This window comes from Stenotrophomonas sp. YJH_SMC_133, from assembly GCF_059370655.1.
This window is the reverse complement of the sequence record NZ_JCAFTW010000007.1, coordinates 85,081-99,815: the sequence shown is the minus strand read 5'-3', so window position 1 is coordinate 99,815 and position 14,735 is coordinate 85,081. Positions and strand designations below refer to the sequence as shown.

The 14,735-nt window shown below is 67.4% G+C and carries 11 protein-coding genes and 1 pseudogene; 3 read left to right on the top strand and 9 right to left on the bottom strand.

What is annotated here, in order from left to right; translation table 11 throughout:
* Positions 1–75 precede the first annotated feature (75 nt).
* Positions 76–564 carry a bacterioferritin gene (gene bfr, locus AC5P78_RS11575; protein WP_005408763.1) on the bottom strand — a complete coding sequence of 163 codons (489 nt, stop codon included), beginning with the start codon at positions 562–564 and terminating at the stop codon, positions 76–78.
* A gap of 123 nt (positions 565–687) precedes the next feature.
* Between bfr and AC5P78_RS11570 the strand changes: the two genes are divergently transcribed.
* Positions 688–3,015, top strand: a complete 2,328-nt coding sequence (locus AC5P78_RS11570) for a penicillin acylase family protein (protein ID WP_414498564.1) — start codon at positions 688–690, stop codon at positions 3,013–3,015.
* Between the two features lie 82 nt (positions 3,016–3,097).
* Here AC5P78_RS11570 and AC5P78_RS11565 read toward each other — a convergent pair whose 3' ends face one another.
* The 8 genes and pseudogenes from AC5P78_RS11565 to map form a co-directional block, all read right to left on the bottom strand.
* Positions 3,098–4,486, bottom strand: a complete 1,389-nt coding sequence (locus AC5P78_RS11565; protein ID WP_099527850.1) for a cation:proton antiporter domain-containing protein — start codon at positions 4,484–4,486, stop codon at positions 3,098–3,100.
* A 99-nt stretch (positions 4,487–4,585) separates the two neighbouring features.
* Positions 4,586–6,277, bottom strand: a complete 1,692-nt coding sequence (asnB, locus tag AC5P78_RS11560; protein WP_099527849.1) for an asparagine synthase B — start codon at positions 6,275–6,277, stop codon at positions 4,586–4,588.
* Positions 6,278–6,811: 534 nt separating this feature from the next.
* Positions 6,812–7,939 carry a succinyl-diaminopimelate desuccinylase gene (gene dapE, locus AC5P78_RS11555; protein WP_111189014.1) on the bottom strand — a complete coding sequence of 376 codons (1,128 nt, stop codon included), beginning with the start codon at positions 7,937–7,939 and terminating at the stop codon, positions 6,812–6,814.
* Positions 7,936–8,307 carry an arsenate reductase gene (locus AC5P78_RS11550; RefSeq protein WP_005412750.1) on the bottom strand — a complete coding sequence of 124 codons (372 nt, stop codon included), beginning with the start codon at positions 8,305–8,307 and terminating at the stop codon, positions 7,936–7,938. Before AC5P78_RS11550 ends, dapE begins: the two co-directional genes overlap by 4 nt.
* A gap of 31 nt (positions 8,308–8,338) precedes the next feature.
* Positions 8,339–8,602 (bottom strand): annotated as a pseudogene (locus AC5P78_RS11545) (hypothetical protein); the annotation flags it as partial.
* 139 nt (positions 8,603–8,741) lie between these two features.
* Positions 8,742–9,803: a 2,3,4,5-tetrahydropyridine-2,6-dicarboxylate N-succinyltransferase gene (gene dapD / locus AC5P78_RS11540; RefSeq protein WP_138969726.1), complete on the bottom strand. Its 1,062-nt coding sequence runs from the start codon at positions 9,801–9,803 to the stop codon at positions 8,742–8,744.
* Positions 9,803–12,412 (bottom strand): [protein-PII] uridylyltransferase, encoded by a 2,610-nt coding sequence (locus AC5P78_RS11535; RefSeq protein ID WP_462364133.1) that lies wholly within the window; start codon positions 12,410–12,412, stop codon positions 9,803–9,805. The genes dapD and AC5P78_RS11535 overlap by 1 nt, the downstream gene beginning before the upstream one ends.
* A 20-nt stretch (positions 12,413–12,432) precedes the next feature.
* A complete protein-coding gene (map, locus tag AC5P78_RS11530; protein WP_005408754.1) occupies positions 12,433–13,275 on the bottom strand; it encodes a type I methionyl aminopeptidase in 843 nt (280 codons plus the stop codon).
* Positions 13,276–13,448: 173 nt separating this feature from the next.
* Between map and AC5P78_RS11525 the strand changes: the two genes are divergently transcribed.
* Complete coding sequence (locus tag AC5P78_RS11525) at positions 13,449–13,979, top strand: Csu type fimbrial protein (RefSeq protein WP_005412747.1); 531 nt, start codon at positions 13,449–13,451, stop codon at positions 13,977–13,979.
* Complete coding sequence (locus AC5P78_RS11520; protein WP_414498565.1) at positions 13,979–14,728, top strand: fimbrial biogenesis chaperone; 750 nt, start codon at positions 13,979–13,981, stop codon at positions 14,726–14,728. The genes AC5P78_RS11525 and AC5P78_RS11520 overlap by 1 nt, the downstream gene beginning before the upstream one ends.
* Positions 14,729–14,735 lie beyond the last annotated feature (7 nt).

Genomic DNA, 14,735 nt, shown 5'->3' with positions numbered 1-14,735 from the left:
CTCTACCGAAAAGCAGCCGACCAGCGGTCGGCTCTACCGGGTGGTCGCCGGGAATTGCCCGGCGCCACCTCCGGCTCAGTGCGCCGGGGCGCCGTTGCCGTCGATCTTGCTCAGCTGGTACAGCTCCAGGCCGATGCGCTTGATCAGGCCCAGCTGCTGCTCCAGCCACCAGGCGTGGTCTTCCTCGGTGTCCTTCAGCTGGGCCAACAGGATGTCGCGGCTCACGTAGTCACCCTTCTCCTCGCACAGCTTCATGCCGGCGGCGAGATTGTTCCGAACCGCGTATTCAGTGTCGAGATCCTTCTGCAGCATCTCTTCCACGGTCTTGCCCGGCTCGGTGGCATGCGGGCGCATGTCCGGGTCGCCGCCCAGGAACAGGATCCGGCGCAGCAGCGCATCGGCGTGCTGGGTTTCCTCTTCCATCTCGTGGTTCAGGCGTTCGTACAGCGCGAACAGGCCCTGGTCCTCGTAGCGGCGGGAATGGATGAAGTACTGGTCGCGGGCAGCAAGCTCGCCGCGCAGCAGTTCCTTCAGGCAGGCGATGACGTCCGGGTTGCCTTTCATGGGGGGCTCCTGTGAATCGATGCGGCATAGGGTGCCGCATTTCAAAATACGGTGATCTAATCGGAATCAGTCGCAGTTGCGCCTGCGGCTACAATCGGCCCACGAGTTCGGAAAGGACGTGCGATGCGACGTACATGGCGTTGGGTGCTGGGCGTGTTGGTCGCCATCGTGCTGGTCACCGCACTGGTCCTGTGGCTGCTGCTGCGCGGCAGCCTGGCCGACCTGGACGGCGAGCATGCGCTGCCCGGCCTGGCCAGGCCGGTCACCATCGAGCGCGATGCGCTGGGCGTGGTCACCATCACCGCCACCAGCCAGGCTGACGCGATGCGCGCATTGGGCCGCGTGCATGCGCAGGAACGCTATTTCGAGATGGACCTGATGCGCCGCAGCGCCGCCGGCGAACTGTCCGCACTGTTTGGCCCGAAGGCGATCGATGCCGACAAGCGCATGCGCGTGCATCGGCTGCGCGCGCGCACCGAGGCGAACATGCAGGCTGCGCTGGGCGACAACGTCGACGCCGTGAGCGCCTATGTCGGTGGGGTCAATGAGGGCCTGGCCGGCCTCTCCGTGCGGCCATGGGCCTACCTGCTGCTGCGGCAGTCGCCGCAACCGTGGCAGGCCAGCGACAGCGTGCTGACCGGGCTGGCCATGTACGCCGACCTGCAGGACCCCGGCAACCAGACCGAGCTTGCACTGAGCCGCATCCGCGCAGTGGTGCCGCCGGCGCTGTACGCATTGATCGCCCACGACGGCACCGAATGGGATGCACCGCTGTTCGGCGAACCCACCGGCAACGCCGCCCTGCCCGATGCCAGCCAGCTCGACCTGCGCACATTGAAGGGAAAATCCGCCACCGCGCAGGAAGAGGTCGATGCCGTCGGCAGCAACAACTTCGCGGTGGCCGGTGCGCTTACCGCGGACGGTCGCGCGATCGTCGCCGACGACATGCACCTGGGCCTGCGCGCGCCGGGCCTGTGGTTCCGCGTGCGCCTGCGCTACCCCGATCCACAGGCCGCTGGCGGCCAGGTCGACGTCACCGGCTTCTCGCTGCCTGGCCTGCCGGCGGTGATCGTCGGCAGCAATGGCCACGTCGCCTGGGGCTTCACCAACAGTTACATAGACACCGCCGATTACCGCACTGAACCAGCCAACGCCACGGTGACCGTGCATGAAGAACGCATCGCCGTGGCCGGCCAGGGCGATGTGCGGTTCCCGGTACGCGAAACCGCCTGGGGGCCGGTCCTGCATACCCACGCCGATGGCAGCGGCGACGCGCTGCGCTGGGTCGCCCAGCTGCCCGGCGCGGTGCGCCTGGACTTCGGTGACCTGGCCCGCGCCGGTGACCTGGACACTGCCCTGCAGTTCGCCGACCACGCCGGCATCCCCGCACAGAACCTGGTGGTCGGCGACCGCAGCGGACGCATCGCCTGGCGCCTGATCGGCGCCCGCCCCGACCGCGGTCCGGGCTGTGCACCGGCCGGCTTCACCGCCGCCAACAACCAGGACTGCGCCCCCTGGCCGATCCGCAGCGACGCCTCGCCGGCATTGATCGACCCACCCAACCATCGCCTGTGGACCGCCAACGGCCGCGTCCTCGACGGCGAGGCACTGGTCAATGTCGGCAACGGTGGTTATGACCTTGGCGCCCGCGCGCGGCAGATCCGCGATCTGCTCGCCATCCAGGACCGTTTCGACGAGCACGATCTGCTGGCGATCCAGCTCGACGATCGCGCGGTGTTCCTGCAGCGCTGGTGGGCCCTGCTGCACGACGTCATCGAGCGCAGTGACGACCCTGCACTGAAGCGTTTGAAGGAAGTCAGCCATCAATGGGGCGGTCGTGCCGCGGCCAGTTCGGTCAGCTACCGGGTAGTACGTGAATTCCGCACCCAGGTGATGGAGACGTTGTCCGATGCACTGCTGGCACCGGCCAATGCGCAGCTGGGTGATGACTACCTCGACCCGCGACTGGCGCAGCTGGAAGGCGTGGCCTGGCCGATGCTGCAACAGCGTCCGGCCCATCTGCTGCCACCGGCCTTCGACAGCTGGGATGCGCTGCTGATCGACGCGGCACGCCGTACCGAGAGCGAGCTGGCCAAGCAGGGACCGCTGTCCAAGCGCACCTGGGGCGAACGCAACACTGCGGCGATCTGCCACCCCATCGCACGGGCGCTGCCGGGCATCGCCAAGCGCTGGCTGTGCATGCCCGCCGACCAGCTGCCCGGCGACCGTGACATGCCACGCGTGCAGACGCCGAACTTCGGTGCTTCCGAGCGCATGGTGGTCTCGCCCGGCCACGAGGCCGACGGCATCGTGCACATGCCGGGCGGCCAGAGCGGCCATCCACTGTCACCCTACTGGGGCGCCGGCCACGAGGACTGGGTGCATGGACGGCCGACGCCCTTCCTGCCCGGCAAGGCACAGCACGTGATGACACTAGTGCCGGCGCGGTAGTGCCGGCCATTGGCCGGCATCCATGCAGGTGTGTCCAGCATCATGAGGTTGCCGGCCAGCGGCCGGCACCACCGTTCAACGCTCAAGCCCTGCGACGCTCGATCAGGTTCAGCAGCGGCCCGGTCATCGCCGTGGTCACCAGCGCCATGACCACCAGCACCGCGAACAGGCGGTCGCCGAGCAGGCCCAGCTCGTAACCCAGGTTGAGCACGATCAGCTCCATCAGGCCACGGGTGTTCATCAGCGCGCCCAACCGCCACGCCTCGCGCGTGGGCATGCCGGCACTGCGTGCAGCACTGAAGGTGCCCAGCAGCTTGCCGGCCGTTGCCACCACAATCACCACCCCGCACAACACGATGTCGCTGGCCTGCAGCGCATCGGCGCGCAGGCGCAGGCCGGTCATGGCGAAGAACAACGGCAGCAGCAGGGTCACCGCAAACGGTTCGACGCGGGCCATCAACAGGTCGCGCAGCTGCGCGTTGGACGATACCGCGACGCCCGCCGCGAAGGCACCGAACAGCGCGTGGATGCCCAGCATTTCGGTGATCAGGGCACTACCCAGCGACAGCAGCAGGATGCCGAGCAGCCATCGCCCTTCACGACCCGGTGCGATCTGCTGGCGGGTGAACCACGGCTTCACCAGCCCCAGCATCAGCGCCACGAAGGCGACCACGCACAGCAGGTTGAGGCTGGCCGGCAGCCATCCGCTGGCCTGTGCAGCCGCCACGATCAGCGCCAGCAGGCACCATGCGGTGGCATCGCCCAATGCCGCGCAGGCGATGGCGGTCTGCCCCAGCGGCGTCTGCGTGATGCCGCGGTCGGCAAGGATGCGCAGCAGCACGGGGAAGGCGGTGATGCTCATCGAGATGCCAACGAAAAGCGCGAATGCAGTGAAGCCCACGCCCTGCGGGCCGTGCTGCGGATACAGCCAGATCGCCAACGCGACGCCGAGCACGAACGGCACCGCGATGCCGGCATGGCTGACCGTGAAGGCGAAACGCCGGCGGCCACGCAGTGCCGCCAGGTCCAGCTCGGCACCGGCCACCAGCAGGAACATCAGCACGCCCAGCTGGCTGAGCATGCCCAGCGGGCCCAGCGAACTGGCCGGGAACAGGGCACCATGCAACTGCGGCAGCAGACTGCCGAGCACCAGCGGGCCCATCATCAGGCCGGCCGCCATCTCGCCAATCACCGCCGGCTGGCCCAGCCGCTTCAGCAATGCACCCGCCCCCTTGGCCACCAGCAGCAGCACCAGCAGCTGCAGCAGGAACAGGCCCAGCGGTGACGCCAGATGCTGCGCCCAGCTGCCTTCGGCAGCAACCGTGGCACGGGCGACCATCTCGGGCGCCGTCGGCCCGGCATACCGCGCCAGCAGCACGCCGGCCAGCAACGGCACCCCGGCCCACGCCAGATAACGCCATCCCCATTTCGTGGGCGGCGCGTTGCCGCCTGCCTGTACGTCCATGAACATTCCCCAATGCGCAGGGGGCGATCATACAAAAAGGGGACGGAGGGGATTAAGTCGTTTGTGCCACTTACGACTTAATCCCCTCCGTCCCCATTTTGGGGCTTAGGCCAGTGCCTGCTCGTGCACGCCGGCGATCGCGCGTCCGGAAGGGTCGGCAGCGGCGGCGAAGCTGGCGTCCCAGGCAATGGCCGCCGGCGACGAGCAGGCGATGGACTTGCCGCCCGGCACGGTCTCGGCGGCCGCGCGGCTCGGGAAGAACTGCTCGAACAGGTGGCGGTAGTAATACGCCTCCTTGGTCTGCGGCGGGTTGTGCAGGAAGCGCTTGTCGGCCGCCGCCAGCACGCGGTCACTCACCTGCGCCTCGGCATGCGCCTTCAGGCCGTCGATCCATCCATAGCCTACGCCATCGCTGAACTGCTCCTTCTGCCGCCACAGGATGCTGTCCGGCAGGTAGCCGTCGAATGCCTCGCGCAGCACCGCCTTCTCGATGCGGCGGCCGCCAAAGCCGGCACCGACCATCTTGTGCGCGGCATCGAAGCGCATCGCCACATCAAGGAACTCACGATCGAGGAACGGCACACGCGGCTCCACGCCCCAGGCCATCATCGACTTGTTGGCACGCAGGCAGTCGTAGTTGTGCAGCGCGTCGAGCTTGCGCACCAGCTCGTCGTGGAATTCACGCGCATCCGGCGCCTTGTGGAAGTACAGGTAGCCACCGAAGATCTCGTCGCTGCCCTCGCCGGAAAGCACCATCTTCACGCCCATCGCCTTGATCCGTCGTGCCAGCAGGAACATCGGCGTCGATGCACGGATGGTGGTGACGTCGTAGGTCTCGATGTGGCGGATCACTTCCGGCAGTGCATCAAGGCCTTCCTCGAAGGTGTATTCGAAGCCGTGATGCACGGTACCCAGCGCTTCGGCGGCGATCGCAGCGGCGGCCAGATCAGGCGAGCCCTTCAAGCCGATCGCGAACGAGTGCAGGCGCGGCCACCAGGCTTCGGTCTGCCCGCCATCCTCGATGCGGCGACGTGCATAGCGCGCGGCTACCGCCGCCACCAGCGACGAGTCCAGGCCACCGGACAGCAGCACGCCGTACGGCACGTCGCTCATCAACTGGCGTTCCACTGCATGCTCGAAGGCCTGGCGCAGTTCGGCCAGATCGGCCTGGCGACCCTGCACGTCGGCGTAGTCACGCCACGGTTGCTGGTAGTAGCGCACCAGTTCACCGCTGGCACTGTCGAAATAGTGGCCCGGCGGGAACTGCGCGACATCGGCACAGGTATCGACCAGCGCCTTCATTTCCGAGGCCACGCGCAAGCGCCCCTGGGCGTCGTGGCCCCAGTACAGCGGCACCACACCGACCGGGTCGCGCGCCACCAGCACGCGTCCACTGTCACGGTCCCACAGCGCGAAGGCGAAGATGCCGTTGAGCTGTTCCAGCCACTGCGCCGGCGCGCCGCCCTGGCGGTACAGCGCGTTGATCACCTCGCAGTCCGAGCCGGTCTGGAAGTCGTAGGTGGTGGTCAGCGCCGCCTTCAACGCCTGGTGGTTGTAGATCTCGCCGTTCACCGCCAGCGCCAGCTGGCCATCGGCCGACAGCAGCGGTTGCGAACCACCGGCCGGATCGACGATGGCCAGCCGTTCATGGACCAGCAGCGCACCTTCGTCGAGGTACACGCCGCTCCAGTCCGGGCCACGGTGGCGCTGGCGTTGCGACAGTTCCAGCGCGTGGCGGCGCAGGGTGGGAAGATCGTCACCGGCCTGCAGGCCGAAGATTCCGAAGATCGAACACATGGGGGAGCTCCTGTTGGGGAATTTCACGGGTGGGAAGGTTCGACCGGCCATCCAGGCCCGGGCAGGCTGCGCCCGGGCACAAAAAAACCCGCATCGGCTGATGCGGGTTTTCTGGTGTCCGGGCGTGTGTTGCTGTCTATCTACCCAGGGCGCAGTCCCGCATCGGCCGCGCACGATTATTCGCGCGCAGATTATTGCGGTTGTTGTTGTTGACGGCGGTGGCCAGGCGGATCGACATGGCATTGACCCTACCCCGGTTTCCAGCGCGGCGCAACAGTTGCGTCGGCAACCGAGGCACCGGGGCACTGGTTGCCCTGCCCTGCCTGGGCCTGGCGGCCTACCAGACCCTCACCCGCCTTCGGCCCTGCCAGCGGCGGCCGGCTTGTTCGCCAGGCCCCAGACGCAGCGCTTCTACATGGCCGCGCCAAGCTACTGGGAAAAGGCGATCATGCCGCCGTTACTCATCTTTTCGGACCAGGGCCCGGCTGCAGTCCTGCGGAAGGTGTGCCGACCGACGATCGGCATCCACCATCCTCACACCAGCAGCCGTTCCACCAGCCGCTGGTACAGCCCCGGCAACGCTTCCAGATCGTCCACGCGCACGTTCTCGTCCACCTGGTGGATGCTGGCATTGACCGGGCCTACTTCGATGCATTGCGCGCCCAATGGCGCGATGAAGCGTGCATCGGAGGTGCCGCCGCCGGTGCTTTCTTCTGGCGCGCGGCCGATGTGCTCGGCCAGCACCGCACGGGCGATGGCGCGCAGCGTGCCTTCCGGGGTGTAGAACGGCTCGCCGCTGCGATGCCACTTCAGCGTGTACTGCAGGCCATGCCGTTCCAGCAGTGCGGTGATCTCCGCCTCCAGCTTCGGCGCATCCCAGTGCGGGTTGTAGCGGATGTTGAAATCCACGTCGAGCTCACCGGGAATCACGTTGTTGGCACCGGTGCCGGCGTGGATGTTGGAGATCTGCAGGCTGGTCGGCGGGAAACTCTCGTAGCCTTCGTCCCAGCGCCGCGCGCATAGTTCTGCCAGGGCCGGCGCCGCCTGGTGAATCGGGTTGCGTGCCTTTTCCGGATACGCCACGTGGCCCTGCACGCCTTGGACGCGCAGTTTGGCCGACAGGCTGCCGCGACGTCCCACGCGCAGCAGATCGCCCAGCGTCGCGGTCGACGACGGCTCACCGGTGATGCACCAGTCGATGCGCTGCCCGCGTGCGGCGAACAGGCGTGCAACGTGGCGCACGCCATCGATGGCATCGCCCTCCTCGTCGCTGGTCAGCAGTACCGCCAGCGTGCCGGGATGGTCGGGATGGTCGGCGACGAACTGCTCGGCGGCCACCACGAACGCCGCCACGCTGCCTTTCATGTCGGCGGCACCGCGCCCATACAGCACGCCATCGCGGATCTGTGGGGTGAACGGGTCGCTGGTCCAGGACTCGCGCGGGCCGGTGGGCACCACGTCAGTGTGGCCCAGCAGAACCAGCACCGGCGCGCCCTGGCCATGGGTCGCCCACAGATTGTCAACGTCGCCCAGGCGCAGATGATCGCACTGGAATCCGGCCTGCTTCAGCCGCGCCGCCAACAGCGCCTGGCAACCAGCATCGTCCGGCGTTACCGAAGGTCGCGCAATCAGCTCGCAGGTCAGGTCGAGGACCGCGCTCATGCGTCGCCCACGCCGAAGCGTGCCTTGAAACCATTGTCACTGAAACCCTGGCTGGCCTTGCCATCGGCGGTGACCACCAGTGGGCGCTTGATCAGCTGCGGATACTCGCGCAGCAGCAGCTTCCATTCGGCCTCGGAGTCCGCAGCCTTGCGGTTGTCCGGCAGCTGCCGCCAGGTGGTGGAGGACTTGTTGACCATCGCCGCCAGCCCCCCCAGCTGCGCGGCCCATTCCAGCAGCATTTCCGGGCTGGGTTTGTTCTCGCGGTAGTCGACGAAGGTGTACGGCACGCCGAAGCGGTCCAGCCACTTGGTCGCCTTCTTGCAGGTATCGCAGTTCTTCAAACCGTAGACAGTGGTGCTCATGGCCATCTGTGATGCTGGAAAACAGAGGGCCAGAATCTCACAACAGGCGCTCGGACACGACCCGGAACGGCACTCTCGGCAAGCGGAAGGCCAGGCCCGATGCAAGCGCCACGCCCATCGCCTGCAGGCGCGGGCACTGCAGCTCGCGTTCCAGGCGCAGCGGCTGCAGGTTGTCGAGGTCTACCGGCAGCGCGACGCGGGTGCTGGCCCAGCGACAGTCGCAGGTGCGGGCGATGGCCTCGTCCTGGCAGGTGAGGAAACGCAGGAGGGCCTGATGGCCACCGAAGGCGGCGCCGGCATCGGCCAGCGCCGCGACAGTGCGCGGCGCAGCCGGGTCCAGCGCATGGCGTGCAGCAGGCGCGGCAGCATCCGCCCCAACAGGGTGTCGGACGGATGCCGGTAGATCGCGGACTGCGCCAGATCCTCCGGCGCAGCCACCTTCAGTCGGCCAGGCCGCGCAGCAGGTCGTTGACGCTGGTCTTGCTGCGGGTCCTGGCATCAACCTGCTTGACGATCACCGCGCAGTACAGCGAATGCGTACCGTCCTTGCTCGGCAGCGAGCCGGACACCACCACGCTGTACGGCGGGATGTAGCCGTAGGTGATCTCGCCGGTGGCACGGTTGTAGATGCGGGTGCTCTGGCTGAGGAACACGCCCATGCCGATGACGCTGTGGTGTCCGACCACCACGCCTTCCACCACTTCCGAACGCGCACCGATGAAGCAGTGGTCTTCAATGATGGTCGGGCTGGCCTGCAGGGGTTCCAGCACGCCGCCAATGCCGGCACCGCCGGACAGGTGGCAGTGCTGGCCGATCTGCGCGCACGAACCCACGGTGGCCCAGGTATCGACCATGGTGCCTTCACCGACATAGGCACCGATGTTGGTGAAGCTCGGCATCAGCACGACGTCCTTGCCGAAGTACGTACCGCGGCGGGCAATGGCGCCCGGCACCACGCGCACGCCACCACGGCGGAACTTCGCTTCGTCATAACCGGCAAAACGCGATTCGACCTTGTCCCAGAACGGCGCCGGACGTGCGTCGACCACGGCCATGTCGTTGACGCGGAAGTACAACAGCACGGCCTTCTTCAGCCACTCGTTGACCTTCCAGCCACCGTGGCCGTCCGGTTCGGCAACGCGGAATTCGCCGCTTTCCAGGCCATCGATCACACGGTTGACCAGCGGCCTGGTCGAGCCTTCCAGTTCGTGAAGGGTCAGCGTGGCGCGGCGTTCGAAGGCACTTTCGATGCCGAACTTCAGTTCTTCCACGCCCGGCGCGGCCGGCTTGCGCAGCGACTTGCGGGCGATGGTTTCGGCGCGTGCGGCTTCTGCGCTCTTGGCCGGGGCCTTCTTCGGTGCCGCCACCTTCTTCGCCGGCGCCTTCACCACCGCGGCTTTGTTCGGCGCGGCAGCCTTCTTCGCGGCCGGCACGGCGGCAGTTTTCTTGGCCGCTGCGCTCTTGGCGGTGGCAGCAGTCTTCTTAACAGGCTTGGTGGCCATCAGGCGGGGTCTCCGGCGTTTCGATCAGGGTCCAGGCAGGCCAGCATCGCGTCATGCAGCTGCTGCCGGGCAGGTTCAGTCAGGGGGAGGTCGTGTTCGTCACTGATCACGAAGGTGTCTTCGGCGCGTTCGCCGAATGTGGCAATGCGTGCATCATGCACGCGCAGGCCCTGGTTGCGCAGCACGAACGCCACGTCGGCCAGCAGGCCGGGGCGGTCGGGTGCGACCAGGGCAAAACGGGTTGCGCCCGGTTCATCGCGGAACTCGATGCGCGGCGCGAAGCGGAAATGGCGCAGCTGGCGTGGCACCACCCGACGCGACGGGCGCAGGCGCGACAGGTCACCACTGAGTGCCTCGCGCAGCGCGGCCTCCAGGTTGGCGCTGCTGCCATCGGCGAAGCTGTCGGCCGGGTTCACTTCGAAGGTATCAAAAATGGTGTCGGCCGGGCCATCCAGCACGCGCGCGCGATGGATCCCGTAGCCCTTGCGGTCCAGGGTCATCACGATGGCGGCAAACAGGCCGTCGCGGTCCGGCGAATGCACGAACACTTCCAGTGCCGGGTCGTCGACACTGATGCGGCGCACCTTCACCAGCGTCTGGCCCTGTTTCACCGGTACCAGCGCCGCGGCCTGCCAGGCCAGCTGCTCAGGGCGCAGGCGAATGAAGCCCTCATCCGGCATCACGGCGAACTGGCGGTCGATGGTGGCGTCGTCGTAACCCTGCTCGCGCACCAGTGCGCGCACGCTGTCACGCGCCTCGGCCACGCGCTCGGCCGCCGGTACCGGGTGCTCGAGCCCTTCGCGCAGCGCGCGCCGGGTGGCGAAATACAGATCGGCCAGCAGGCGGTCCTTCCACGCGTTCCACAGTTTCGGGCTGGTGCCGGCGATATCAGCGCAGGTCAGCAGGTACAGATAGTCGAGGCGGTCGCGGCTGCCCACCAGGGTGGCGAAGCGATGGATCACCACCGGGTCGGCGATGTCCTGCTTCTGCGCGGTCACCGACATGCGCAGGTGCTGTTCGACCAGCCACGCCACCAGTTCGGTATCGGACGTGCTCAGCGCATGCGCCTGGCAGAACGCGCGCGCATCGACCGCGCCCAGTTCGGAATGGTCGCCGCCGCGGCCCTTGGCAATGTCATGGAACAGGCCGGCCAGCAGCAGCAGCTCCGGCTTGCGCAGGCGCGGCCAGACTTCATGGGCGATCGAGAAGCGTTCGTCGGCACGGCTGCTGGCGAACAGGCCGATGTTGCGCAGGACCATCAGCGTGTGCTGGTCGACGGTATAGACATGGAACAGGTCGAACTGCATGCGCCCGCTGACCTGGGCGAACGCGGGAATCCACTGGCCGAGCACGCCCAGCCGCGCCATGCGCGAAAGCGTATCGACCGGGCGTTGACCACGCAGCAGGGTCATGAACTGCTCGCGCGCGTCGGCGTCGGCCTGGTCGTAGGCCGGCAGCAGCGGCAGCGATTCGGCCAGCGCGCGCGCGGTCAGCGAATGCAGGCCGCGCACCTGCGGGTTGTTGGCCCAGCTGGAGAACAGCGCGAACACCTGGCCGATATCGCCACGCGGCCAGTCGGCATCATTGGCCGCCAGGTAGCCGCGTCGCAGGGAAAAACCCACGGTCAGCGGTTCCGGCTGCGCCTCGCCATCGAACTGTTCCTCGAAGCGCTGCAGCAGGCGGTCACTGATCCGGCGCACCACCAGCGCGGCGCGGTAGAAGCCCTGCATCATCTTTTCGACACCGAGATTCTCGGCATCGTCTTCGAAGCCCAGGCGCGCGGCCAGGGTCTTCTGGTAATCGAAACGCAGGCGCTCTTCCGGGCGACGTGCTACCAGGTGCAGGCCAAAGCGTAGACGCGCCAGCACCGCACGCTCGCGCTTCAGCGCGGCCGCTTCGTCGGCACCCAGGTGGCCCAGGCCGACCAGCGCTTCCAGGTCGCGCACGCCGAAGGCGCGCAGCGCCATCCAGCCCAGCGTGTTGAGATCGCGCAGGCCGCCGGGGCCATCCTTGAGATCCGGCTCCAGGTTGTCGGCGGTGTCACCGAAACGCTGGTGGCGGTTGCGCAGCTCTTCCAGCTTGGCCAGGAAGAAGGCACGTGCAGGCCACAGCTCCCGGTCGTCGATGGCCTCGCGCAGCGCGCGTCGGGCAGCGTCCTCAGCCAGGATCGGACGCGCCTCGATCAGCGCGGTCAACACGGTCTGGTCGGCAGCAGCCTCGCGGCACTGCGCGGCACTGCGCACCGCATGGCTGACTGCCAGCCCGCAATCCCACAGCAGCGCGAACAGGCGCGCCAGTGCGGATTCGTGCGCCAATTGTGCCGGTGGATCGCCGAACACCAGCAGGTCGATGTCCGAGCGCGGGAACAGTTCACCGCGCCCATAACCACCCACTGCGAACAGCGACAGGCCGCTGTCGACCGGCAGGCAGCGCTGCCAGGCCAGGCGGATCAGATGGTCGGCGGCACGCGCGCGCAGCGCCAGCAGGCGCTCGATGTTGTCGCCCTGGTCGAAGCGGCGGTACAGGCGCGCGTCGGCCTGCTGCAGCGCCTGGCGCGCGGCAGCAGCCCAATCCGGGTCGTTGAGCGACGCGGCCGGCGTGTCCAGCAGCGAACTCGCCGGCAGCATCCTCAGGAGACCTGCGACTCGCCCGGCGACAGGGTCAGCACGTCGACGCCGGTCTCGGTGACCGCGATCATGTGCTCCCACTGCGCCGACAGCTTGCGGTCCTTGGTCACCACGGTCCAGCCATCCGGCAGCACCTTGTTGTAGCGGGTGCCCTCGTTGATCATCGGCTCGATGGTGAAGGTCATGCCGGGCTGCAGCACCAGGCCCTGGCCCGGGCGGCCGTAATGCACCACCTGCGGCTCGTCGTGGTAGACCTTGCCGATGCCGTGGCCGCAGTACTCGCGCACCACGCTGAAACGCTCGCCTTCGGCATAGCTCTGGATGGCATGGCCGATGTCACCCAGGGTTGCGCCCGGACGCACCGCACGGATGCCGCGCCACATCGCTTCGTAGGTGGTTTCCACCAGGCGGCGGGCCATCACCGACGGCGTGCCGACGAAGTACATGCGGCTGGTGTCGCCGTGCCAGCCGTCCTTGATGACGGTGACGTCGATATTGATGATGTCGCCATCCTTCAGCACCTTCCCTTCGCTGGGAATACCGTGGCAGATGACGTTGTTGACCGAGGTGCACACGGTCTTCGGGAAGCCGCGGTAGCCGACGTTGGCCGGAATCGCGCCCTGCACGTTCACGATGTGGTCGTGGCAGATGCGGTCCAGCTCCTCGGTGGTGACACCGGGCTTGACGTGGGGGGTGACGATGTCGAGCACTTCGCTGGCCAGGCGGCCGGCGATGCGCATCATCTCGATTTCCTGCGGGGTTTTCAGATTCACGCTCATGGCGCCCATTATCGCCGATCCCGCTGCAATCTGAACGAACGCCACCCAACTGGCGATCCGGGGCATGCACGGTTCCGGCAAGGAAAGTGAAAGCGTGACGATCTCCACCCTTTCGCACGCCTGTTTATCACGGATTACAGACACTTACCCGCAGAAGCTGGCCACGACCGTTGTCAAAGCGGCCCCGAACCTGCCGCCTTCGCCTTGTTCAACAGACCTTCGGGTCAGGGAGGTTGTCCATGCGATCCACGTTCCGCTCACCGCTCGCCTGGGTCCTGACCGGACTGTTGCTGGCCGGCCCCGCACTGGCCGCCGACACCACGACCTTCAACGTGACCCTGGTGGTCACCAAGGCCTGCACCATCACGGCGGCGGCGGCCACCAACGTTGACTTCGGCACGGCGGCCTCGACCACGGCGACCCCCACCCTGGGCCAGGGCACGGTGACCGCCCAATGCTCGGCCCTGACCCCGTACACGATTTCGCTGAACGCGGGCGCCAATGCCAGCACCGCCAACGACGTCACCACCCGCCGGATGAAGAACACCAACGCCGCGGTGACCGCCAACAACTTCGTTGGCTACCAGCTCTACCAGGACGCCGCACATACCCTGGTCTGGGGTGCGACCTCGGGCACCAACACCCAGGCCGGCATCGGCACTGGCCTGGCCGTGCCCTACATCGTCTACGGCCAGATCCTGAACCTGAGCACCAACAACCCGGCCACCGGCAACTACCTGGATACGGTCACCGCCACGATCACCTATTGATGGAGCACACCCGCATGGCCGGACCCCGCCCGTGGCGCGCCACCGGCGTGGCGCTGCTCGCCCTCTCCCTGCTGGCCGCAGCCCCTGCCGGTGCCACCAGCCTCCAGGTCGCCCCCACCAGCCTGCAGCTTGAGGCCCGCCAGCGCGCTGGCGAACTGTGGCTGACCAACAGTGGCACCTCGCCGGTCAGGCTGCAGGTGCGGGTCTTCCGCTGGGTACAGCAGGATGGCCAGGAACAACTGCTGCCCACCGAGGAACTGCTGGCCACCCCTCCGATGCAGGAACTGGGCGCGGGCCAGCAGCAGCTGGTACGGGTCATGCGCCCGAACCACGAACCGCCTGCGGCACAGCAGTACTACCGGCTGATCGTCGACGAGGTGCCTGATCTGGCGACCCGCGCCAACGGCATGCAGTTCGTGCTGCGCTATTCGATTCCGGTGTTCGTGCAACCCTCGGGCGGCAAGCTGGCGCCGCGCCTGCAGGCCAGCCTGGTCCGGCTGAAGGACGGACGCAACGGCGTGGAGGTGGCCAACACCGGCAACAGCTATGCACAGATCGCCGACCTGGCGCTGGGCAGCGTCCAGCGCCCGCGCATCGTGCACCCCGGTCTGCTGGGCTATGTACTGCCCGGGCAGGTGATGCGCTGGCCGATCGAGCGCACGGCCATCGACCGCGACAACGACCAGATCACGGCCAAGCTCAATGGCGAGTCGGAACAGACGCCGCTGTCGCCACCACCGGCTCGCTGAGGCGTTG

Excerpts from the sequence above, each read along its gene's own strand:
- AC5P78_RS11520 (WP_414498565.1), top strand. The coding sequence starts at position 13,979 with ATGGAGCACACCCGCATGGCCGGACCCCGCCCGTGGCGCGCCACCGGC.
- asnB (WP_099527849.1), bottom strand. The coding sequence starts at position 6,277 with ATGTGTTCGATCTTCGGAATCTTCGGCCTGCAGGCCGGTGACGATCTT.
- AC5P78_RS11565 (WP_099527850.1), bottom strand. The coding sequence starts at position 4,486 with ATGTTCATGGACGTACAGGCAGGCGGCAACGCGCCGCCCACGAAATGG.
- AC5P78_RS11570 (WP_414498564.1), top strand. The coding sequence starts at position 688 with ATGCGACGTACATGGCGTTGGGTGCTGGGCGTGTTGGTCGCCATCGTG.
- bfr (WP_005408763.1), bottom strand. The coding sequence starts at position 564 with ATGAAAGGCAACCCGGACGTCATCGCCTGCCTGAAGGAACTGCTGCGC.
- map (WP_005408754.1), bottom strand. The coding sequence starts at position 13,275 with ATGCCCCGGATCGCCAGTTGGGTGGCGTTCGTTCAGATTGCAGCGGGA.
- dapD (WP_138969726.1), bottom strand. The coding sequence starts at position 9,803 with ATGGCCACCAAGCCTGTTAAGAAGACTGCTGCCACCGCCAAGAGCGCA.
- AC5P78_RS11550 (WP_005412750.1), bottom strand. The coding sequence starts at position 8,307 with ATGGCCATGAGCACCACTGTCTACGGTTTGAAGAACTGCGATACCTGC.
- dapE (WP_111189014.1), bottom strand. The coding sequence starts at position 7,939 with ATGAGCGCGGTCCTCGACCTGACCTGCGAGCTGATTGCGCGACCTTCG.
- AC5P78_RS11525 (WP_005412747.1), top strand. The coding sequence starts at position 13,449 with ATGCGATCCACGTTCCGCTCACCGCTCGCCTGGGTCCTGACCGGACTG.